Consider the following 20,568-nt stretch of genomic DNA (forward strand, 5'->3'; position numbering starts at 1 on the left):
CCTTATTCCACGGTGAAGGACGACAGGTCGGGATGCGGTGGCGGATACTGCAGGTCCATGCCTTCCAGCGTCTCCAGCAGCAGGCTGGCAATCACCAGGTTGCGATGGGTCTTGGAGTTGGCCGGCACGATGTACCACGGCGCATGCGGCGCATCCGTTTCGCGGATCGCCTTTTCATAAGCGCGCTGGTAGTCGTCCCATTTGGCGCGCTGCTTGATGTCTTCCGGATTGAACTTCCACTGCTTGTCCGGATCGTCGAGACGCTCTTGCAGGCGCTCGCGCTGCTCTTCCTTCGAGATGTGCAGGAATACCTTGACGATCACCGTGCCGGTTTCCGCCAGCATGCGTTCGAAATCGCGGATCTGCGCGTAGCGGCGCTTGCACTCCTCGTCATCGATCATGCCCTGCACCCTGGTGATGAGCACATCCTCATAATGACTGCGGTTGAAAATCGCAATCTCACCCTGGACCGGCACATGCTGATGCACGCGCCACAGGTAGTCGTGCGCCAGTTCGCTGTCGGTAGGCGCCTTGAACGCCACGGCACGCAAGCCCATGGGACTGATGCGGCTAAACAAAGCGCGCACCGTGCCATCCTTGCCTGCGGTGTCGGTCCCCTGCAGCACCAGCAGCACCTTCTGCCCGCGCTGGGCGTACAGCTTGTCCTGCAGGGCGGCGATGCGGTCGATCAGCGCGGCGGTGCGTTCGAGGTCCAGCGCCTTGGCGCGCGACTTGCCAAGTTTGGGATTGGCGGCGCGCGTCGAGAACGTGCTGTCGTCCGCGTCCTTGTCACGCAGCTTGAATTTGGGTGGCGCGCGGAAGCGCTGGCGGGCATTGTGTGTCATCGGATGAGCATATCACTTCGCGTCTGACTCTGCCGCGCTGTTACCCCGCACGGCAGCAGCAGGGGTCTGACCCCGAGGGGTCAGACCCCATCCGGCTGGGGGTTACTTCGCTGCCAGCTCTGCCGCGCGGTATCCCCACCATGCGGCTTCTTCGAACACCGAAAAGCCCGACAGGTCGGCGTGGGCAAACAGGATCGGCCCGTCCACCTCGCGCAGCGCCTTCATGCCGGCATTGCTGCGGAAGTGAGGCCACGGCACGGCCATCGCATGGCCGCGCAAGGTGATGTCAACGCGTTCGACGCAGGATGCGAACTGCGCGCCATACGCGGTTTTCAGGTCGGCGCTGGCCAGCGCCAGCAGTTCTTCCGGCCTGGCCGACGCCATCCAGTGCCGCGCCGTGGAGGCCTTGCGATCCGATAGCGCCACGTAAGCACTGAACACGGTTTTCTGCGGCGGCTGCTGGCGAATATCCTGATGCGTGGAGACCACAAAGCCCAGCCCCGGCTCGCTGTACACCACGTTGTCCCAGCACAGCGGCGGTGGATTGGCGCCACCTTGCAGCTCTTCCGGAAAACGCTTGAGCAGGAAATTCGCCACCATCCACGGCGCATATTCCGGCGCATGCTTGCTGGCGTCAAAACCGTAATCGCCGATGTTTTCCACCACGCGCGCCGCCACATAGGTCGGCATGGCGCAGATGGCTTTGCGCGCGCGCACCAGATAGCTGGTGGCTTTGCCGTTTTCCAGCTTGAAGCACAGCGCTTCCACGCCCTCGGCGGTTCTTTTAAGCGACACCGCCGTCCCGGCCATGCGCCGGATCGCCGCCGCGCGCTCCATGCCGGCCGCCAGCGGCTGCAAGCCGCCCGGCCATGTCAGCCAGGCGCCATTGCCGGCATTGGCGGCCTGGCCCCAGCGGCTGCAGTAGTAATGCAGCCCGGCCCATGCCGATACCTGGTCGTAGCGCGTGCCGTAATCGTCACGGCAGCAGTAGTTGAGATACCAGTGCAGCGTCGGCGACTTGTAGCCATTCCGATCCATCCACTGCTTGAGCGAGATATCGTCCAGCGCCTGCCACTGCGGGTCTTCCGACGACATCACGGTCGGGAACACAAACACGCGGCGGCCATCCGCACCGCGCAGCTGGCGCAGGCGCTGCACTTCGTCGAAGAAGCGCTTGTGCTCATCCAGTTCCCATTGCGGCACGCCCTCGGTGGGAATAAAGCCGTCCTGCCAGTGGCCGTTGAACAGCAGCCGCTCTTCCGGCGCGTGCAGGATGAAACGCTCGTCGTAATACGGCTTCTCCGCAAAGGCATCCTTCTGGATGATGCCCAGGTCTGCCAGGATTTCGCGCACATGCACGGACTCCGGCGACGGCAGCGGCAAGTAATGCGCGCCGGTCGGATACTCATATTCGCCAAACGCACCGCCTGCCGCATTACCGTAAGGCTGCGGACCATCGATCATCAGCACATCCGTCTTGCCCAGCTTTTTCAGCTTCCATGCGGCGGTGAGGCCGGCAACGCCGGAGCCGAGAATCGCAATATCGGTGTGGATAACTTGCGATGGCGGCGGCAGCGCATGGCGGTCGCGCAGGAAGTGGCCTTCGTCGCGGCCGACGTAATGCACGGCCGGCGTAATCTCCTGCCAGCGCTGGAACGCCAGGCCGCTGCCGGCGGCGGCCAGCCCGGAAGCGCCCGCCCAGACCAGAAAGGAACGGCGCAGCATCAGCGTATCACCCGGCGCCAGTCCTGCTCGAATTCATGCACGAGCGACTGGGTGTTGAGGCGGTTGGGCTCCATCGCCATCGGCTTCATGTCCGGCGGGAAGTTGAACATTTCGCGCGTGGTGTCGGCGTTCAGATAGCGCATCGGCAAGCGGTAGCTGGTTGGCGGCGTGTAGCTGGCCTGCGGCGTCGCCAGGATAAAGCCCCACTCGCCAAACGACGGCACATAGGCGTGATATGGATAGGTCTTCATGCCCACCTCGCGCAGCGTGGCGTCGATGGTCCAGTAAGCATGCGGCGCAAAGAACGGCGACGTGGACTGCACCACCATCAGGCCATTGGCCGCCAGGTGCTTGCGCACCATGCCGTAGAACGGCACCGAATACAGCTTGCCCAGCGCGAAACTGGATGGATCGGGGAAGTCCACAATCGCGGCGTCAAACATATCGTCATTGTGCTGCAGCCAGATCGCCGCATCGGCATTCACCACGCGCACGCGCTTGTCGCTGAAGGAGCTGTGATTCAGCCTGGTCAGCTCCTCGCGCCGGGTGAAAGCGCCCGTCATTGCCGGGTCCAGGTCCACCAGCGTGACATGTTCGATGTTCGGATAACGCAGGATTTCACGCAGCGCCAGGCCATCGCCGCCGCCCAGCACCAGCACGCGCCTGGCCCAGGGCATGGGCTGCAGCACCGGATGCACCAGCGCTTCGTGATAGCGGTACTCGTCGCGCGAGGAGAACTGCAGATTGCCATTGATGTACAGGCGCAGATCGTCCTTCCACTTGGTAATCACCAGGCGCTGGTAGGGCGTGGTGGTGGCAAACACGATCTCGTCGCCGAACAGGCCATGCTCGCCCCAGTAGGTCAGCTTGTCGGCAAACGCAAAACCGAACACCAGCGCGCACAGCACCGTGCAGGCACGCAGCAAACGGCCCGTGACATTTTTGAGCTCTGTGGAAAAAGCCTTGATTGTCCACAGGGCCACGCCGACATTGAGCATCCCGAACAGGAAGCCGGTCCGCACCAGCCCCAGATGCGGGGCCAGCACCAGCGGGAACAGCAGCGACACGGCCAGCGCCCCCAGATAATCAAACGTCAGCACCTTGCTGACCAGTTCATTGAACGCTGTCTGCCGCGCATTCAGCGCGCGCATCACGAGCGGCACCTCCATGCCGACAAAGGCGCCAATCAGGAACACCATCACATACAGCAGGGTGCGGAACGGCGCCGCCATCCAGGAAAAGGTCAGGAACAGCACTGCCGCCGACACGCCGCCCACCAGGCCGACCGCCAGCTCGATGTCCACAAAGCGCGCCAGCACATCCTCGTCCTTCACGTACTTGGAGAAGTGCGCGCCAACCCCCATCGCAAACAAGTAGCATCCAATAATCGTGGAGAACTGCAGCACCGAGTCGCCCAGCAGATAGCTGGACAACGCCCCGGCGATCAGCTCATACGCCAGCCCGCAGGAGGCGACGACGAAGACGGACAGTATGAGAATCTTTTTGGTCATTTACACTCGTTTGCATTATTATCAAGTTAACTACTTTACCTGAAGGTACACCGTGCCTGCCATCCTAAATTATCTGATTCACCTCGCGCTAGCGGCTTTGCTGCTGGCCGTGTTCTTCAAAGCCTACACCTGGATGACGCCGTTCGACGAGGTGCTGCTGATCCGCCAGGGCAACCAGGCCGCAGCGCTATCGCTGGGCGGGGCGCTGATAGGTTTTTCCATCACCATCGGTTCGGCGCTCATGCATACTGCCGATTACCGCGAATTTTTCGCCTGGGCTTTCGGCGCCATGGTGGTGCAGATGCTGGCCTATGCAATCGCCACCAGTGCGCTGAAGATGTCCAAGGACCAGATTGAAGCCAACAACACGGCGTTTGGCGGTCTGCTGGGCGCGATCTCCATTTCCATCGGCGTCATCAACGGCGCCTGCATTTCCTAACGAATTAACGCAAAGCGAGGACCATCATGGGTATCGGCAGCTTTATCAAGAAGCAGTTTATCGACGTACTGCAGTGGAACGAGGATACCGATGGCGTACTGGCCTGGCGCTATCCGATGGCGGACCAGGAGATCCAGAACGGCGGCGTGCTGGTGGTGCGCGAGTCGCAGGTCGCGGTGTTCGTCAACGAAGGCCAGGTGGCCGACATATTCGGCCCCGGCACCCACAAGCTCACCACGCAAACCCTGCCGGTGCTGACCAACCTGAAAAACTGGGACAAGCTGTTCGCATCGCCGTTCAAATCGGATGTGTACTTCTTCAGCACCCGCGTGCAGACCGGCCGCAAATGGGGCACGCCGCAACCCATCACCATCCGCGACAAGGACTTCGACATGGTGCGCGTACGCGCCTTCGGCATGTACTCGTACCGCGTGACCAATGCCCACGCCTTCTTCACGGAGATCAGCGGCACCCGCGAGACGTACACCCGCGACGAGGTGGAAGAACAGCTGCGCGGCATCCTGCTGGCCACCATGGCCAACTCGCTGGGTGCGTCGCAGGTGCCGTTCCTTGACATGGCGGCCAACCAGGCGCTGATGGCGCAGCAGGTCAAGGGCGACCTGACCACCGCGTTCGCGCGCTACGGCATCGCGCTGGATGAATTCAACGTGGCCAGCGTGAGCCTGCCGGAAGAACTGCAGGCGGCGCTGGACGAACGTATCTCGGCCGGCATGAAAGGCGGTATGAGCGCCGACAAGCTGGCCGGCTTCACCAAATACCAGGTGGCCAGCGCGATTCCGCTGGCAGCGCAGAATGAAGGCGGCCTGGCCGGCATCGGCGCCGGACTGGGTGCCGGACTGACGGTAGGCCAGACTATCGGCCAGGCCCTGGGCGCGACGCTGGCGCCGCAAGCCGCACCCGCCGCTGCAGCACCGGCCGCACCAGCGGAAGACTCCATCGAAGCGCGCCTGGAAAAACTCAAGGGCCTGCTGGACAAGGGCCTGATCTCGGCCACCGACTACGACAGCAGCAAGGCTGAACTACTGAAAAAACTGATCGGCTAACACTGCATGCAAATCGTTTCCTGTCCCAGCTGCGGTGCGGAAGTCACCTTCCGCTCGCATGCCTCGGTCATGGCTGTCTGTGAATATTGCAGCACGCGTGTGCTCAAGGATGCAGACTCGGTCAAGGACCTGGGCAAGATGTCGTCCGTGCTGGAGGACTATTCGCCGATCCAGATAGGCACCGCCGGTGTGCTTGGCGGGCGGCCATTTACGGTGGTCGGCCGCATTCAGCTGCGCTATGCGGCCGGCATGTGGAACGAGTGGTATTTGCTGTTCGATGACGGCAAAACCTCGTGGCTGGGCGACTCGTCCGGCCTGTACACCATCACTGCCGAATACCAGGGCAATGTGCAGCTGCCCGCATTTGAAGCGCTGGTGCCGGGCCAGAGCTACCCGATCAACGGCTCTCCTTACATCGCCGCAGAAATCCGCACTGCCGATTGCATCGGTGGCCAGGGCGAGCTGCCGTTCAAGGTCGGCGATGGCTACCAGGCGCGCGTGACGGACTTCCGCCGTGGTACGGAATTCATCACGCTCGATTATTCGGACGGTCCGCAGCCGGTGATCTATACCGGCCTGTCGGTCACGCTGGACAGCCTGCAATGCCAGCTGCTGCGCGACGATGACACCATCCAGCGTGCGGCCGGCCGTTATCGCGGCAAACTCTCCGCGCTGGACTGCCCTGCGTGCGGCAGCCCGATCAAATACCTGCCCGGCGTGACGGCCAACCTGGTGTGCCCGTCCTGCGCCACCCAGATCGATGCCGCCAGCCCGAAAGCGGAAGTGATCGCCGCCGGCGAGCGCGTGGCCGCCGTGCCGCTGGCGCTGGAACTGGGCGCCACCGCCAAAATCAATAATCAGGAATTCACCATCATGGGCATGATGCGCCGCTCCGACGAGGAAGGCACAGAGTGGAGCGAATACCTGATGTACGGCCCGCGCTCCGGCTTCTCCTGGCTGGTGGAGACGGATGACGGCTGGTCCGGCGCCAATGTGCTGTCGGCGTGGCCCATGCAGTACCAGCCGGGCGCGCCAGCAGTGACTGTGGATAAGGTGCAGTTTTCCCGCCTCTACGACTACGAGGCGGCAGTGACGTACGCGGTTGGCGCCTTCAACTGGCGCGTGTCCGTGGGCGATGTCACGCAGGTGGAGGAATTCCAGGCCGGCCAGCTGCGGCTAGCGTCCGAAGCGACGCAACAGGAGCTGACCTGGTCGCGCTCCTCGCCGGTATCGGCCGACCAGCTCAAGGCATGGTTTGGCGACGCCTTCAAAGGCCGGGCAAAGGGGCCGTCCAACAGCCAGCCATTTGCCAGCAACAGCCACCGCAAAACCGCCAAGTACATCATCTGGTTCATGCTGGCCGTGAACGCGGTTCCGCTGCTGGCCAACTTCTCCGGCACCTGGTACCTGAGCGCGATTGGCGCACTGGCGATCTACCTGCCGGCGATCTTCCTGGATAACAACGACCAGACATGAGTAAATTTTTTATCTACGCAATCATCGTCGTGCTGTTCAGCTCCGGCAGCAGCTGGTTGCGCCTGGGTGGCGGCAGCACCAGTAGCGCTCGCGGCAGTGGCTGGAGTTCGCACACGGGCGGTGGTGGTGGCAGCTGGGGCGGCGGCTCGGGTGGCGGAGGCCATAAATGAAGCGCGAAGCACTACCCGCGCATGCGGCTCCGGCCATACATGCGCCGACCGGCACCCACGTGCTGGCCGACCTGAGCGGCATCGCTGCTGAAAAATTGTGCGACTGCGCAGCGCTGGAAACCCTGCTGCGCAACGCCGCCGACGCCGCGCAGGCCCGCGTGCTGTTCAGTCACTTCCACGCATTTGGCGAAGGCCAGGGCGTGACCGGCGTGGTGCTGCTGGCCGAATCCCACATCACCATCCACACCTGGCCAGAATACGGCTTTGCCGCCGCCGACATCTTCATGTGCGGCAGCGCTCAGCCGGAGTTAGCGCTTGCTCTCATCGAACAGGCCTTGCGTCCTGGTGGTACCAGGATCACCAGGACACAACGGGCGCCTGTCAGTTAGCTTTCGGGACGCTGTCCCCGGCTGCCGGTTTCAACGGCGCATTGGCAGGAATGCCGGCGGTATCCACCTGGCGCAGGGCCACCACAATCGTCGGCGGGTAGTCGAAACCCGCACCGGTATTACGGTCAACGATATAGCCGATGCCGCCGCCTAGCAGGATATTGCCCCACACCGCGCCATTCGATTTCGACTCGGCAGTGGCGTTGCCGGCATACGCGTCCCGCTTGCAGTCGATCGCCAGATTGCCCGTGCTCTTATGCACCGTCACGCTGCCCGGGCTGGTCAGGAACCAGCTGCCAGCGTCGTTCGTCAACGTGCAGCCCAGGCCGGCAACTTCCTTGTTATCGAAAACCGTGGTGACCGAGATCGGCTGCATCTTCTCACCTGCTATCGATGCGCAGCCGGTTAACGCTACCGCCCCCAATAAAGCGAGTATTCTTTTCATATCTATCCCTGTAGTTTTGTTTTTAAAATGCCTATACAAAAAGGCGCGGGCACAATACCCGATTATTGCCTCAACAAAACTATCAGATTGTTTCACTCAAGCAAATAAACCGCGAGGATCTGCATGACGCTCTCCATCCTGGGCCAAATCGCTTTACCCGTGACCAGCACCGACCGTGCCGAGCAGTTTTACGGCGACATGCTGGGCCTGCCCAAACTGTTCCGCTACGGCGACCTGGCCTTCTTCAACTGCGGCGGCGTGCGGCTGATGCTGGACGGCGGCCGGGACAAGGTCGATGCCGGCACGGGCGTCTGCCACTATTTCAAGGTGGAACACATCGACACCGTGGCGGCCACACTGCAAGCCCGGGGCGTGGCCTTCGAGCGTGAACCGCACCTGGTCGCGAAAATGCCTGACCACGCATTGTGGATGGCCTTCTTCCGCGACCCGGACGGCCATCTGCTGGCGCTGATGGAAGAAAAACGCTGATCGATCAGGCGGCCTGTTGCGCGGCAATCGCCGCATCTTTTTCGCGGGCAGCGACGGCAGCCGGACGGCCGTTGACCCGCGCGACGTAATGTTCGATGACGGGCAGCTTGGGCAGCAGGTCGAAATACCCCATCCACTCGAACGCGGTTGCCCACAGCACGTCAAGCGCCGTGAACTGCTCGCCCAGCAGGTAGGGGCCTGGCGAGAGCTGCGCGATCAGCGTGTTGAACATGGTGTCGTAATCGCCGTAGTGGCAAGCGGTTTTGTCGATCGGCTTGTTCTTCATCCACTGGTCCAGCATGGCCGGCTCGAAGCAGCTGCCGTAGAACGCCATCCAGCGCAGGTAGGGGCCGCGCTGCGGGTCGCCCAGCGGCGGCGCCAGTTTCGCGTTCGGGAACAGGTCGGCGAGGTAAAGGTAGATGGCCACTTGTTCGGTGACCACCGCGTCGCCGTGGCGGATCGCAGGTACCTTGCCCATCGGGTTGACGGCCAAGTAGTCGGCCGCGCGGTTCTCGCCTTTTTTCATGTTCATCACGTGCAGCTCGTAGGGAGCGTGCAGTTCTTCCAGCAAGGTCAGCACGCCGGTGGAGCGGGAGTGCGGGCAGTGGTACAAGGTCAGTTGCGGTGCCATGAATTTCTCCTGAAGATGGGTGAAAAACGCACGATAACTCTTGCTAAGATGACGGTCTTGTAAAAACGCGAACGCATGATGACAACGCTCCAAAGTGTACCTCGTCCGACCCGCGGTGTGGTCAATCCGATGGCTGGCGAAAAGGTCTTCCGTCTGGAGCGCTACCTGCCAGCTGAGGATCTGGCGCCGTTTGTGGAGCACTTCTGGCTGGTGGCCTGGTCGCTGCCGGACGGTGTGACGCACGTGCAGCGCACGCTGCCCCGGCATGCCATCCACGTGGTGTTCGATGAGGGCCGCACCGCCGTGTTTGGCGTGATGACGGGCGGCTTTGAATACACGCTGCGCGGTACCGGCCGCGTGCTGGGCGCCAGCTTCCGTCCGGGCGCGTTTCGCGGTTTCCTGAAGACCGAGGTGCAATCGATCACCGACCGCGAGCTGCCGCTATCGGCCGTATTTGCATGCGATGACGCGGCCGCCGAACGCAGCGTGCTGGACGCGCCGGACGACGCCGGCATGGTCGCCGCCGCCAGCGCCATCCTGCGCACTGCCCTACCCGCCGTCGATCCTGAAACCGCGCGCATCACGTCGATACTGGAAGCGATCCAGCACCATCGCGAAATTACGCAGGTACGGCAGCTGGCCGAGCATGTGGACCTCAGCGTGCGCCGCCTGCAGCTGCTATTCAAGGACTACATCGGCGCCAGTCCCAAGTGGGTGATCCGCCGCAACCGCCTTCTGGACGCTGCCGACCTGCTCGCCAAAGGCAAGCTGATCGACTTGGCCGCACTAGCCCAGCAGCTCGGCTACTACGACCAATCCCACTTCACCACCGACTTCGAAAAACTCATCGGCAAGCCCCCCGCCGACTACCGCCGCAGCTGCAAAGAATCCTGAGCGATCCTCAGCCCCGCTTGCGGCCACGCTGGCGCCAGCCCAGCAACAACAGCCCGGCAGCCATCATGGCGTAGCTGGAAGGCTCAGGTACCGGCAGCGGCACGGTGGAAGTGTTGCTGAGGTCGAGTGAGATGCCACTGCTGAACGTGGGCATATAGGTGTAGTCGGTGTTGTTGGTGTAGATCAGCGTGAAATCCTCCGAAATGACAAAGTGAGAGGTATCCGCGTCATCGTGATAGCCCCAGTAGCTGAAATTATTCTGGTAACCGAAACCGGCATGAAAATCCAGGTAGGCATGGCCTTCCATGTCTTTTTGAGGCTGAAACAGCAAGTCCGCCGCCGCATGGCCGGTAATGACCAGCTGGCTGTGCGGAGCGACAAAGAATTCGGCGGCATAGCTGCTGCCGGCTGAGGCGGAGACCTCCCTTGCGTTGCCGGCCTCGGGGAGCAGTGCGGTGTTGCGGTTGTCGGCCAAGTTGCTCAGTGCCTGAGGGGTCATCGTCGCGCTGGCGTAGCCGCCCTGCAAGCTCGCATAAGCAGGCGGCGCGAGAACGCCGAGACGAACATGATCGTTGACGTCAGCGTCAAGCAGCTGATCGACGCGAGCATAGGCTCGCGATTGCGTCCAGCTCATTCCCCAATAGGTGACTGAGGCAGCCACGCCATCGTCGGGAGTCAGGTCAACGACATGATATTGCAGGTTGGTGATACTGGCGCTACCGGAAACGGCAGCAGCCTGGGCGCCGGCGCCCGCCAACAGCAAGGTGGCCAGCATGGTGCTGCGGACGATGAATGGAGAGAGCATGTGATCCTCAGGGTCGGTGATTGAAGGAAGTGCCGAAAGCTAAATTATTACACATATACTAATTTTTATAAAAATAAGCTTTTGTTTTTAATAATAGTCGTACACAATCCATCATCACCAACTTCCCCGCAGCGGCAAGGAGCGTCAAGCGCTTGCAGCCGGCTTTAGTGCGTCTTCACTTCGTGCCTCAGCAGTTTCCCCTGCGCGTCGAAATAGAAGTCCACGGTGTCGGGATCGATGTCGGTTTGGCAGTAGTCGAGATAGTATGCGACGGGATTGTCCCCGTCCCTGCCGGATGGGCCGAGCAAGGCGAGGAGTTCGCCTTTGCTCATGCCCAGGCGGACGTGCCGCTTGAGCAGGTCACCAGTCATGGCGCAGCGCTGTTCCGGATGGTCTGCCGCCGCCAGCCAGCGCTGGCGGTCGAAATCTGCCCGCGATAGCGGCGTCATCATCACCCACGCCAGGCGCGCGATCACGCACAGCGCAGCGATGATGCAAACAAGTTCGGCCTTTTTATAGACCTTGGCGACGGTAGAGTTTTCCATCCCGGTATGATGCAATAAAAAAAGGCAGCCGAGGCTGCCTTTTTGGAGGTGTTGCTTGTAGCGTTGCTTAGTGCTTGGCGACCGAGCGCAGTTTGGCGATCGCGGCCAGTTGGCCGATTGCCGCTGCCAGCTCGGCTTGCGCTTTCGCGTAGTCGATGCCGGAGCTGTTGTTGGCCAGCGCTTCTTCGGCACGTTTCTTGGCTGCGGCCGCTTTGGCCTCGTCCAGATCCTTGCCGCGAATCGCGGTATCCGCCAGCACCGTCACGGCGTTCGGTTGCACTTCCAGCAGACCGCCGGCGACGAAGACGAACTCTTCTTCAGCCTGGCCTGGAACCTGGATGCGCACCGCGCCCGGACGGATGCGGGTAATCAGCGGCGTATGCTTCGGGTAGATACCCAGCTCGCCCTGCTCACCCGGCAACGCGACGAATTCGGCTTCGCCAGAGTAGATCAACTCCTCGGCGGAAACCACGTCAACGTGAATAGTGTTTGCCATGTGTGTCCTATCGGGTAGAACGGTCCCGCCTCACAGCGGGACCGGACAACTCAACTGATTAGTTGAGCTTTTTGGCTTTTTCGATGGCTTCTTCGATCGTGCCAACCATGTAGAACGCTTGCTCTGGCAGGTGATCCAGTTCGCCCGAGGCGATCATCTTGAAGCCCTTGATGGTGTCTTTCAGCGACACGTATTTACCAGGCGCGCCGGTGAACACTTCAGCAACGTGGAACGGCTGCGACAGGAAACGCTGCATCTTACGTGCGCGTGCTACCAGCAGTTTGTCTTCCGGTGCCAGCTCGTCCATACCCAGAATCGCGATGATGTCACGCAGTTCTTTGTAGCGCTGCAGGGTGCCCTGTACGGCACGTGCGGTGTCGTAGTGGTCCTGGCCAACAACCAGCGGATCCAGCTGACGCGAGGTCGAATCCAGTGGGTCCACCGCAGGGTAGATACCCAGCGAGGCGATGTCACGCGACAGAACCACGGTCGAATCCAGGTGACCGAAGGTAGTCGCAGGCGACGGGTCGGTCAAGTCATCCGCTGGAACGTACACGGCCTGGATCGAGGTGATCGAACCGGTCTTGGTCGAGGTGATACGCTCTTGCAGACGGCCCATTTCTTCGGCCAGGGTAGGCTGGTAACCCACTGCGGAAGGCATACGGCCCAGCAGTGCGGAAACTTCGGTACCGGCCAGCGTGAAGCGGTAGATGTTGTCCACGAAGAACAGAACGTCTTTACCTTCGTCACGGAATGCTTCTGCCATGGTCAGACCGGTCAGCGCTACGCGCAGACGGTTACCTGGTGGTTCATTCATCTGGCCGTAGACCATCGCGACTTTCGAGTTGGCCGGGTTTTCCAGGTCAACCACTTTCGCGTCAGCCATTTCGTGGTAGAAGTCGTTACCTTCACGGGTACGCTCACCCACACCAGCAAACACGGACAGACCCGAGTGTGCTTTAGCGATGTTGTTGATCAGTTCCATCATGTTGACGGTCTTGCCCACACCTGCACCGCCGAACAGACCCACTTTACCGCCTTTGGCGAACGGGCAAACCAGGTCAATCACCTTGATGCCGGTTTCCAGCAGATCCTGCGATGGCGACAGTTCGTCGTAGGCAGGAGGCGCGCGGTGGATCGACGCGATCTGGTCGTGAGCGACCGGGCCGCATTCGTCGATCGGGTTACCCAGCACGTCCATGATACGGCCCAGGGTGGCTTTACCCACTGGTACCATGATCGGCTTGCCGGTGTTCTGGATTTGCATGCCGCGACGCAGACCGTCCGACGAACCCAGAGCAATGGTACGGACGATGCCGTCACCCAATTGTTGTTGTACTTCCAGCGTCAGCTCGGAGCCTTCCATCTTCAAGGCATCAAATACCTTAGGCATTGCGTTGCGTGGAAACTCAACGTCAACCACCGCGCCGATACACTGAACGATTTTGCCATCAGCCATGTTCGTTCCTTCAAATATAGTTAAATTCGTTTAAACCGCTGCCGCACCGGCGACGATTTCGGAGAGTTCTTTGGTAATCGCAGCTTGGCGGGTTTTGTTGTAGATCAGTTTCAGTTCGCCGATCACACTACCTGCGTTGTCGCTTGCCGCCTTCATCGCCACCATCCGCGCCGATTGCTCGGACGCCAGGTTTTCCGCTACCGACTGGTACACCAGCGCTTCTACATAGCGCTCCAGCAGTTCATCGATCACGGTGGCTGCGTCTGGCTCGTAAATGTAATCCCAGTTGTGATTACCTTCGTCAGCCTGCTTCTTCGCAGCTGGCAGTGGCAGCAGTTGTTCAACCACTGGCTCCTGCTTCATCGTGTTAATGAACTTGGTGTAGCACAGGTAAACCGCATCGACTTCGCCGTTCTGGAACTTTTCCAGCATCACTTTGACGGGGCCAATCAGTTTTTCCAGGTGCGGGGTGTCGCCGATCTGGGTCACTTGCGCAACCACCGGCACGCCAACGCGATTCAGGAAACCCAAACCTTTATTACCAATCGCCACTGCAGCAATCTTGTTGCCAGCGGCTTCCAGCTCACGCGTTTTATTCGTCACCAGACGCAGCACGTTGGTGTTCATACCGCCGCACAGACCCTTGTCGGTCGTGACCACGATGAAACCAACTGCTTTTGCCGATTCCTTGGCTTCATCAGCCAGGAAGGCGTGCGTATATTCTGGATTTGCGTTAGCCAGATTAGCAGCGATATTACGAATCTTCTCACTGTAGGGACGGGCGGCGCGCATGCGATCTTGCGCTTTGCGCATTTTCGATGCGGCGACCATTTCCATCGCCTTGGTGATCTTTTTCGTATTTTCTACGCTTTTGATCTTGCCACGTATCTCTTTGCCTACTGCCATGAGTCCTTACTCCTTCTGCGCTGAAGGCGCTCCGGGTTGTAACCCGGAGCGCCAAGCTAACTTAAAATGCGCCGGATTTCTTGAAGTCGGCGATGGCAGCGGACAGGGCGGCTTCGCCGTCTTTGTCCAGTTGCTTCGACGATTCAATCTTCGACAGCAGGTCAGCTTGTTTGGTCTTCAGGTACGCATGCAGGCCGGCTTCGAACGACAGTACTTTCTTGACTTCGACGTCGTCCAGGTAGCCCTTGTTCACTGCGAACAGCGAAGCGGCCATCAGGGAAATCGACAGTGGCGAGTACTGCTTCTGTTTCAGCAGTTCGGTCACACGGGCACCGCGGTCCAGCTGCTTACGGGTCGATTCGTCCAGGTCCGAAGCGAACTGCGCGAACGCAGCCAGTTCACGGTACTGGGCCAAGTCGGTACGGATACCGCCCGACAGGTTTTTGATGACCTTGGTCTGCGCTGCACCACCCACGCGCGATACCGAGATACCCGCGTTAATCGCAGGACGCACGCCAGCGTTGAACAGCGAGGTTTCCAGGAAGATCTGGCCATCGGTAATCGAAATCACGTTGGTTGGTACGAACGCCGAAACGTCGCCAGCCTGGGTTTCAATGATCGGCAGCGCGGTCAGCGAACCGGTCTTGCCGGTTACGGCGCCGTTGGTGAAGGCCGACACGTAGTCAGCGTTCACGCGCGCTGCGCGTTCCAGCAGACGCGAGTGCAGGTAGAACACGTCGCCTGGGTAAGCTTCGCGGCCTGGTGGACGGCGCAGCAGCAGCGAGATCTGACGGTAAGCAACAGCTTGCTTCGACAGGTCATCGTAGACGATCAGCGCATCTTCACCGCGGTCACGGAAGTATTCGCCCATGGTGCAGCCCGAGTAGGCCGAAATGTACTGCATGGCAGCCGATTCCGATGCCGAGGCGGCCACAACAATGGTGTACTCCAGCGCGCCGTGCTCTTCCAGCGAGCGCACGATGTTCTTGATGGTCGAGGCTTTTTGGCCGATGGCAACGTAGATACACGTCATGCCCTGGCCTTTTTGGTTGATGATCGCATCAACCGCAACGGCCGATTTACCGGTTTGACGGTCGCCAATGATCAGCTCACGCTGGCCACGGCCAATTGGTACCATCGCATCGATCGATTTCAGGCCGGTCTGCATTGGCTGCGAGACGGACTCACGGGCGATCACGCCTGGCGCGATCTTTTCGATCGGCGAGGTCAGCTTGGCATCAATCGCGCCTTTGCCGTCGATCGGCTGGCCCAGTGCGTTGACCACACGGCCACGCAGTTCAGGACCGACTGGCACTTCCAGAATACGGCCGGTGGTTTTCACCGTGTCGCCTTCGGAGATGTGCTCGTAAGCACCCAGAATCACGGCGCCAACGGAGTCACGCTCCAGGTTCATCGCCAGACCAAAGGTGTTACCTGGGAATTCCAACATCTCGCCCTGCATCACGTCCGACAGACCGTGAATGCGGACGATACCGTCAGCAACGGAAATCACCGTGCCTTGGTTACGTACTTCAGCGCCACCATCAAGGCCTTCGATACGGCTCTTGATCAGCTCGCTGATTTCAGATGGGTTGAGTTGCATACTAACTCCTAAAAGTGTTTCTCTCAGCTTGCGCGAGATGAAGAATCTGTTCTAAGCCGGTGGCCGAGGGTGAACTCAGGCTACCAGTGCAACACGCATTTGCTGCAGCTTGGCGCGCACCGAAGTGTCCAGCACTTCGTCGCCGACCACCACGCGCACACCACCGATCAGGGCTGGGTCCACGGTCACGACCGGGTTCAGCTTGCGGCTGAATTTCTTTTCCAGCGTGGCGATCAGCGTGCTCACTTGCGCAGCGTCGAGCTCAAAGGCGCTGGTGATTTCCGCGTCTGCCGCACCTTCCGCAGCGTTTTTCAACGCCAGGAACTGCGCGCCGATTTCCGGCAGCAGACTGATACGGCCATTTTCCACCAGCATGGTCAGGAAGTTATTGGCTTCCGTGCTGACCGGGGTTTTCACCAGGGCCTTGAAGGCGGCGACGATATCGCTGGCCGACGCTTTCGGGTTGCGGGCAAATGCTTGCACCTCGGGGTGGGCACCGATCTGGGCCAGTTCGGCCACCAGTTCGGACCACGCCGCGAGGTTGAACGATTCCTTACCTGCTTGGGCTACGCGGAACAAAGCTTCCGCGTAGGGACGGGCGACGGTTGCGTTTTCTGCCATGATTACAGCTCGACAGCCAGGCGCGACAACAGATCGGCGTGGGCCGAGGCGTTGACTTCGCGCTTGAGGATTTGCTCGGCGCCCTTCACAGCCAGGTCAGCCACCTGAGCGCGCAGCGCTTCACGCGCCTTGGCCAGTTGCTGCTCGGCTTCGGCTTTAGCTTGCGCAATAATGCGGTCCGCTTCAGCTTGTGCATTCGCTTTGATTTCTTCGGCGACCAGTTGCGCGCGCTTTTCAGCGTCAGCAACACGTTGCGAAGCTTCTTCGCGTGCACCGGCCAGTGCTTCAGTGGCGCGCTTTTCAGCGACAACCATTGCTTGCTGGCCCTGGTCGGCCGCAGCCAGACCATCAGCGATACGCTTGGCACGCTCATCCAACGCTGCGTTCAGCGATGGAAATACGAACTTCATCGACACCCAGACCAGCACCGCGAAGGTGATCATCTGACCGATGAGAGACATATTGATGTCCATACCTTTGCTCCTAACTAAAAGTTTCTCCTAGGGTGGAGCAGATTACTGAGCAGCGGACAGAACAGCAGCCAGGAATGGGTTGCTGAAGGTGTACAGCAGAGCAACACCAACGCCGATCATCGAGATTGCATCCAGCAGACCAGCGATCACGAACAGTTTGGTTTGCAGTTGTGGCATCAGTTCTGGTTGACGAGCCGAAGCTTCCAGGAATTTACCGCCCAGAATGGCGAAACCCAGAGCGGTACCGATAGCGGCCAGGCCGATGATGATAGCGGCTGCCAGAACGGTCATGCTTTGTACTTGTGCGATCAGAGCTTGCATTGAAATTTCTCCTAAGATTTAAAAAAGACTACAGATACTAAAAAGTTAAAACGAAAGTTGCTTAGTGCTTCTCAACCGCAATGGCCAGATACACCACCGTCAACGCCATAAACACAAACGCTTGCAGCGTCACCACCAGGATGTGGAAGATAACCCATGGGCCACCGAGCAGCCACTGCGCCCACCATGGCAGCAGAGCGATCAGAATGAACAGCAGTTCGCCGGCGTACATATTGCCGAACAAACGCAGCGACAGCGACAGTGGCTTAGCCAGCAACTCGATCAGTTGGAAAGCCAGGTTGATCGGCGCCAGGATGATGGCCATGAAGCCATGCGCATGGAACGGCGCGGTCAGCAGCTCTTTACCCCAGCCGCCGAGACCTTTGGCTTTGATCGAGAAACCAATAATGCACAGCATGACGCCAAACGACATGCCGAAAGTGTGGTTGACGTCAGCGGTCGGCACGACACGCAGCTTGTGGACGCCAGCAAAGCTCAGGAGTTTAGGCAGCAGGTCGACTGGCAGGAAGTCCATGGCGTTCATCAGCCAGACCCAGCAGAAGATGGTGATGGCCAGTGGCGCAATCACCTTGCTCTTGGCGTGGAAAGCCGAATTGACCACGTCGTTGACCAGTTCCATCACGGCTTCAACGAAGTTTTGCAGCTTGCCTGGCACGCCAGCGGTGGCGCGGCGGCTGGCCATATAGAAGACACCGAGGAAAATCAGGCCCAGAATGGCCGAAACCCAGAACGTGTCCAGGTTAAACATGCCGTCAGCCGATTTCAGGTGGCTTAAGTGGTGCTGAATGTACTCAATATTAGTGGGCGCTTCATGCCCTACGTGTTCAGTGGTCATAAAAATATAAGATTTTGGTGATTAAATTGCGAGCAATGCCAACCAATACGCCATAGTTGCCACCGCGAAACCCAAGATCAGCCATAACCATGAGGCCGACTGAAACAACGCTAGTGCCAACGCAAACAGCACTACCGTGATAAATATCTTTGTCACTTCTGCACGCACATGCGCGCGAAAAGCTTGTTTGGCGTCATTTGTTCCGCGCGCAACAATCATCGCGTACATCAGGCTCCCGATGACTGCGATTGCTCCGCCATAAGCGGCCGACCAAGCTTTGAGTACTCCACCCAAGTTCCAGGTGAGCAAGGCGAATCCAGTAGCGATGGCGAACTGGAGGGCGACGATGCGGAACACCGGTTGCGAGATGCTCGTGGAATTACTCACTACCGAGCTCCTTAAAAACCGATTAAACCCCAAAAGACGCGTGATTATATGTGTCTTTCATGTATCACGTCAAACATGCTGCACCGCAGCAGAGCATTTAGTGCACGAATGAGACGCTTTTAGAAACATTTCCTGCGTGGTTGCACCAAGTTGGAACCAGTTAGACGTTTACCCCAATCTGGGGTCAGGTCCGTCATTTCTACACAAGCTCGACCGTAGCGGACGTAACAGCCCAGTTCGTGTAGAAATGACGGACCTGACCCCGGAGGGGGAAAAAATTAGGTGCGCAGGCGGGCGAGCACGCCTTCGAGGATGTCGAGGTCGGCGAAGTCGATAATCATTTGACCACGGCCTTTGCTGCCCATCTTGAACACCACTGGCGTGGCCAGGGTGTCGGACAGCTCTTCTTCCAGCCGGACGATGTCGCCGGACTTTTCTTTGGCGCGCGCTTCTTTCGGCGATGCTTTCAGTTCTTCCAGCGTTTTTGTCACCAGTTTCTCGGTTTCGCGTACCGATAGCCTTTTGGCAATCACCATATTGGCGAGGTTGATCTGGGTTGCCGCATCCACCGCCAGCAGCGCGCGCGCGTGGCCCATGTCGATATCGCCCGCCATCAGCATGGTTTGTACCGGACTGGCCAGATTCATCAGGCGCAACAGGTTCGACACGGCGCTGCGCGAACGGCCGACCGCCGTGGCCGCCTGCTCGTGCGTAAAGCTGAAGTCGGTAATCAGGCGATGAATGCCCTGCGCCTCTTCCAGCGGATTCAGGTCCTCGCGCTGCATGTTCTCGATCAGCGCCATCGCGGCGGCGGCCTGGTCGTCAACATCGCGCACCAAAACAGGGAGCATTTCCAGGCCAGCCAGTTGCGCAGCGCGGAAGCGGCGTTCACCTGCAATGATTTCATACTTGTCCTTGCCGATCGGACGCACCAGGATCGGCTGCATGATCCCCTGGGTCTTGATCGACGCGGCCAGCTCCTGCAGACCGCCCTCGTCCATGCGCGTACGCGGCTGGTACTTGCCCGCCTGCATTTGCGTCACGTTGAGCTCGGACGGCGTGTTGGCGTCCGCCGTGGTGATGTCGCCGTCGCCGCCCAGCAGCGCGTCCAGGCCGCGACCCAGGCCTTTGAGTTTTTTGGTTGCCATGTGCTTGCCTTACATTTTCTTGATGCGCTTGACCATCTCGGCGCCGAAGGCGATGTACGCCTGCGCGCCCTTGGAGCTCGGATCAAACGTGACGCCCGGCACGCCATACGACGGCGCTTCCGCCAGACGCACGTTGCGCGGGATGATGGTCTTGAAGACTTTGTCGCCGAAATGCTGCTCCAGCTGGGCCGACACCTGTTGCGACAGCGTCATGCGCGGATCGAACATCACGCGCAGCAGGCCGATGATCTTCAGGTCCGGATTCAGATTGGCGTGCACCTTCTTGATGGTGTTGACCAGGTCGGACAGCCCTTCCAGCGCGTAGTACTCGCACTGCATTGGAATGATCACGCCGTGCGCGGCGCACAGGCCGTTCAGCGTCAGCATCGACAGTGCCGGCGGGCAGTCGATCAGGATGAAGTCGTACTCTTTGTCCACCAGCGCCAGCGCATCCTTCAGACGGCGCTCGCGGTTGTCCAGTTCCACCATCTCGACTTCGGCGCCAGCCAGCTCGCGGTTGGATGGCAGCACATCGAAGTGGCCTGGCTCGGAACGCTGGCGCGCCGTTGCCACATCCGCCGTGCCCAGCATGACCTCATAGGTCGATGCTTTCAGTCCTGCCTTGTTGATGCCAGCGCCCATGGTGGCATTGCCCTGTGGGTCCAGGTCGACCAGCAGTACGCGCTGGTCCAGTTTTGCCAGACCGGCAGCGAGGTTAACTGTGGTGGTAGTTTTACCTACGCCGCCTTTTTGATTTGCTACGCAAAAAATTTTTGCCATGTAATTCTTATGAGTGTTGTTGCTTTTGATTTATACGGTATAAACGATATAAACGATTTATACTATTTATATGATATAAACCATTTATAC

General features: G+C 59.8%; 25 protein-coding genes. 7 read left to right on the forward strand and 18 right to left on the reverse strand.

Annotation, left to right across the window (positions count from 1 at the left end; translation table 11 throughout):
- Window positions 1-2: 2 nt before the first annotated feature.
- From GTP58_RS12965 to GTP58_RS12975, 3 genes are all read right to left on the reverse strand, one after another.
- Window positions 3-845 carry a PPK2 family polyphosphate kinase gene (locus GTP58_RS12965; RefSeq protein ID WP_161077808.1) on the reverse strand — a complete coding sequence of 281 codons (843 nt, stop codon included), beginning with the start codon at window positions 843-845 and terminating at the stop codon, window positions 3-5.
- A 102-nt stretch (window positions 846-947) separates the two neighbouring features.
- The gene (locus GTP58_RS12970; protein ID WP_161077809.1) at window positions 948-2,570 is read right to left on the reverse strand and encodes an NAD(P)/FAD-dependent oxidoreductase; all 1,623 of its coding nucleotides are present in this window, start codon (window positions 2,568-2,570) and stop codon (window positions 948-950) included.
- A complete protein-coding gene (locus GTP58_RS12975; protein ID WP_161077810.1) occupies window positions 2,570-4,081 on the reverse strand; it encodes a polyamine aminopropyltransferase in 1,512 nt (503 codons plus the stop codon). The genes GTP58_RS12970 and GTP58_RS12975 overlap by 1 nt, the downstream gene beginning before the upstream one ends.
- A 52-nt stretch (window positions 4,082-4,133) precedes the next feature.
- Between GTP58_RS12975 and GTP58_RS12980 the strand changes: the two genes are divergently transcribed.
- Genes GTP58_RS12980 through speD form a run of 5 tightly spaced genes read left to right on the forward strand, consistent with a single transcriptional unit; the run spans window position 4,134 to window position 7,619 of the window.
- Window positions 4,134-4,520: a DUF350 domain-containing protein gene (locus GTP58_RS12980; protein WP_161077811.1), complete on the forward strand. Its 387-nt coding sequence runs from the start codon at window positions 4,134-4,136 to the stop codon at window positions 4,518-4,520.
- Window positions 4,521-4,546: 26 nt separating this feature from the next.
- Entirely contained in the window at window positions 4,547-5,584 is a 1,038-nt protein-coding gene (locus tag GTP58_RS12985; RefSeq protein WP_161077812.1) for an SPFH domain-containing protein, read from the forward strand.
- Window positions 5,585-5,590: 6 nt separating this feature from the next.
- Entirely contained in the window at window positions 5,591-7,060 is a 1,470-nt protein-coding gene (locus GTP58_RS12990) for a DUF4178 domain-containing protein (protein ID WP_161077813.1), read from the forward strand.
- Window positions 7,057-7,230, forward strand: coding sequence for a hypothetical protein (locus GTP58_RS31060; protein ID WP_202413645.1), 174 nt, complete (start codon window positions 7,057-7,059; stop codon window positions 7,228-7,230). Before GTP58_RS12990 ends, GTP58_RS31060 begins: the two co-directional genes overlap by 4 nt.
- The gene (gene speD / locus GTP58_RS12995) at window positions 7,227-7,619 is read left to right on the forward strand and encodes an adenosylmethionine decarboxylase (protein WP_161077814.1); all 393 of its coding nucleotides are present in this window, start codon (window positions 7,227-7,229) and stop codon (window positions 7,617-7,619) included. Before GTP58_RS31060 ends, speD begins: the two co-directional genes overlap by 4 nt.
- On the opposite strand, the gene GTP58_RS13000 is transcribed toward speD, so the two are convergent.
- Window positions 7,612-7,995 carry a hypothetical protein gene (locus GTP58_RS13000; RefSeq protein ID WP_202413647.1) on the reverse strand — a complete coding sequence of 128 codons (384 nt, stop codon included), beginning with the start codon at window positions 7,993-7,995 and terminating at the stop codon, window positions 7,612-7,614. The two genes, speD and GTP58_RS13000, sit on opposite strands and share 8 nt — an antisense overlap.
- 192 nt (window positions 7,996-8,187) lie before the next feature.
- Here GTP58_RS13000 and GTP58_RS13005 point away from each other — a divergent pair, with 192 nt between their 5' ends.
- Window positions 8,188-8,553 (forward strand): VOC family protein, encoded by a 366-nt coding sequence (locus GTP58_RS13005; RefSeq protein WP_202413649.1) that lies wholly within the window; start codon window positions 8,188-8,190, stop codon window positions 8,551-8,553.
- Window positions 8,554-8,557: 4 nt separating this feature from the next.
- On the opposite strand, the gene GTP58_RS13010 is transcribed toward GTP58_RS13005, so the two are convergent.
- Entirely contained in the window at window positions 8,558-9,184 is a 627-nt protein-coding gene (locus GTP58_RS13010; protein ID WP_161077815.1) for a glutathione S-transferase family protein, read from the reverse strand.
- Between the two features lie 75 nt (window positions 9,185-9,259).
- Between GTP58_RS13010 and GTP58_RS13015 the strand changes: the two genes are divergently transcribed.
- A complete protein-coding gene (locus GTP58_RS13015; RefSeq protein ID WP_308937361.1) occupies window positions 9,260-10,078 on the forward strand; it encodes a helix-turn-helix domain-containing protein in 819 nt (272 codons plus the stop codon).
- Window positions 10,079-10,085: 7 nt separating this feature from the next.
- Here the strand turns inward: GTP58_RS13015 and GTP58_RS13020 are convergent, their stop codons facing one another.
- From GTP58_RS13020 to GTP58_RS13080, 13 genes are all read right to left on the reverse strand, one after another.
- On the reverse strand, window positions 10,086-10,883 hold the full coding sequence (locus GTP58_RS13020; protein ID WP_161077816.1) for a PEP-CTERM sorting domain-containing protein: 798 nt from the start codon (window positions 10,881-10,883) through the stop codon (window positions 10,086-10,088).
- Window positions 10,884-11,047: 164 nt separating this feature from the next.
- Window positions 11,048-11,428: a hypothetical protein gene (locus GTP58_RS13025; protein ID WP_161077817.1), complete on the reverse strand. Its 381-nt coding sequence runs from the start codon at window positions 11,426-11,428 to the stop codon at window positions 11,048-11,050.
- Window positions 11,429-11,495: 67 nt separating this feature from the next.
- Window positions 11,496-11,924: a F0F1 ATP synthase subunit epsilon gene (locus GTP58_RS13030; RefSeq protein WP_072782966.1), complete on the reverse strand. Its 429-nt coding sequence runs from the start codon at window positions 11,922-11,924 to the stop codon at window positions 11,496-11,498.
- Between the two features lie 58 nt (window positions 11,925-11,982).
- Window positions 11,983-13,383: a F0F1 ATP synthase subunit beta gene (atpD, locus tag GTP58_RS13035; protein ID WP_072782968.1), complete on the reverse strand. Its 1,401-nt coding sequence runs from the start codon at window positions 13,381-13,383 to the stop codon at window positions 11,983-11,985.
- A gap of 30 nt (window positions 13,384-13,413) precedes the next feature.
- Entirely contained in the window at window positions 13,414-14,289 is an 876-nt protein-coding gene (atpG, locus tag GTP58_RS13040) for a F0F1 ATP synthase subunit gamma (protein ID WP_072782970.1), read from the reverse strand.
- A 61-nt stretch (window positions 14,290-14,350) separates the two neighbouring features.
- A complete protein-coding gene (gene atpA, locus GTP58_RS13045; RefSeq protein ID WP_072782972.1) occupies window positions 14,351-15,892 on the reverse strand; it encodes a F0F1 ATP synthase subunit alpha in 1,542 nt (513 codons plus the stop codon).
- A 75-nt stretch (window positions 15,893-15,967) separates the two neighbouring features.
- Window positions 15,968-16,513: a F0F1 ATP synthase subunit delta gene (locus GTP58_RS13050; protein WP_161077818.1), complete on the reverse strand. Its 546-nt coding sequence runs from the start codon at window positions 16,511-16,513 to the stop codon at window positions 15,968-15,970.
- A gap of 2 nt (window positions 16,514-16,515) precedes the next feature.
- The gene (locus GTP58_RS13055) at window positions 16,516-16,986 is read right to left on the reverse strand and encodes a F0F1 ATP synthase subunit B (RefSeq protein ID WP_161077819.1); all 471 of its coding nucleotides are present in this window, start codon (window positions 16,984-16,986) and stop codon (window positions 16,516-16,518) included.
- A 42-nt stretch (window positions 16,987-17,028) separates the two neighbouring features.
- Entirely contained in the window at window positions 17,029-17,295 is a 267-nt protein-coding gene (gene atpE, locus GTP58_RS13060) for a F0F1 ATP synthase subunit C (protein WP_371857200.1), read from the reverse strand.
- A 73-nt stretch (window positions 17,296-17,368) separates the two neighbouring features.
- Entirely contained in the window at window positions 17,369-18,163 is a 795-nt protein-coding gene (gene atpB, locus GTP58_RS13065; RefSeq protein ID WP_072782980.1) for a F0F1 ATP synthase subunit A, read from the reverse strand.
- 21 nt (window positions 18,164-18,184) lie between these two features.
- Window positions 18,185-18,550, reverse strand: coding sequence for an ATP synthase subunit I (locus GTP58_RS13070; protein ID WP_229255636.1), 366 nt, complete (start codon window positions 18,548-18,550; stop codon window positions 18,185-18,187).
- Between the two features lie 278 nt (window positions 18,551-18,828).
- A complete protein-coding gene (locus GTP58_RS13075) occupies window positions 18,829-19,698 on the reverse strand; it encodes a ParB/RepB/Spo0J family partition protein (protein ID WP_161077820.1) in 870 nt (289 codons plus the stop codon).
- A gap of 9 nt (window positions 19,699-19,707) precedes the next feature.
- A complete protein-coding gene (locus tag GTP58_RS13080) occupies window positions 19,708-20,478 on the reverse strand; it encodes a ParA family protein (RefSeq protein ID WP_072782984.1) in 771 nt (256 codons plus the stop codon).
- Window positions 20,479-20,568 lie beyond the last annotated feature (90 nt).

This window comes from Duganella sp. CY15W (assembly GCF_009857555.1).
Taxonomy (GTDB): Bacteria; Pseudomonadota; Gammaproteobacteria; order Burkholderiales; family Burkholderiaceae_D; genus Rugamonas; species Rugamonas sacchari.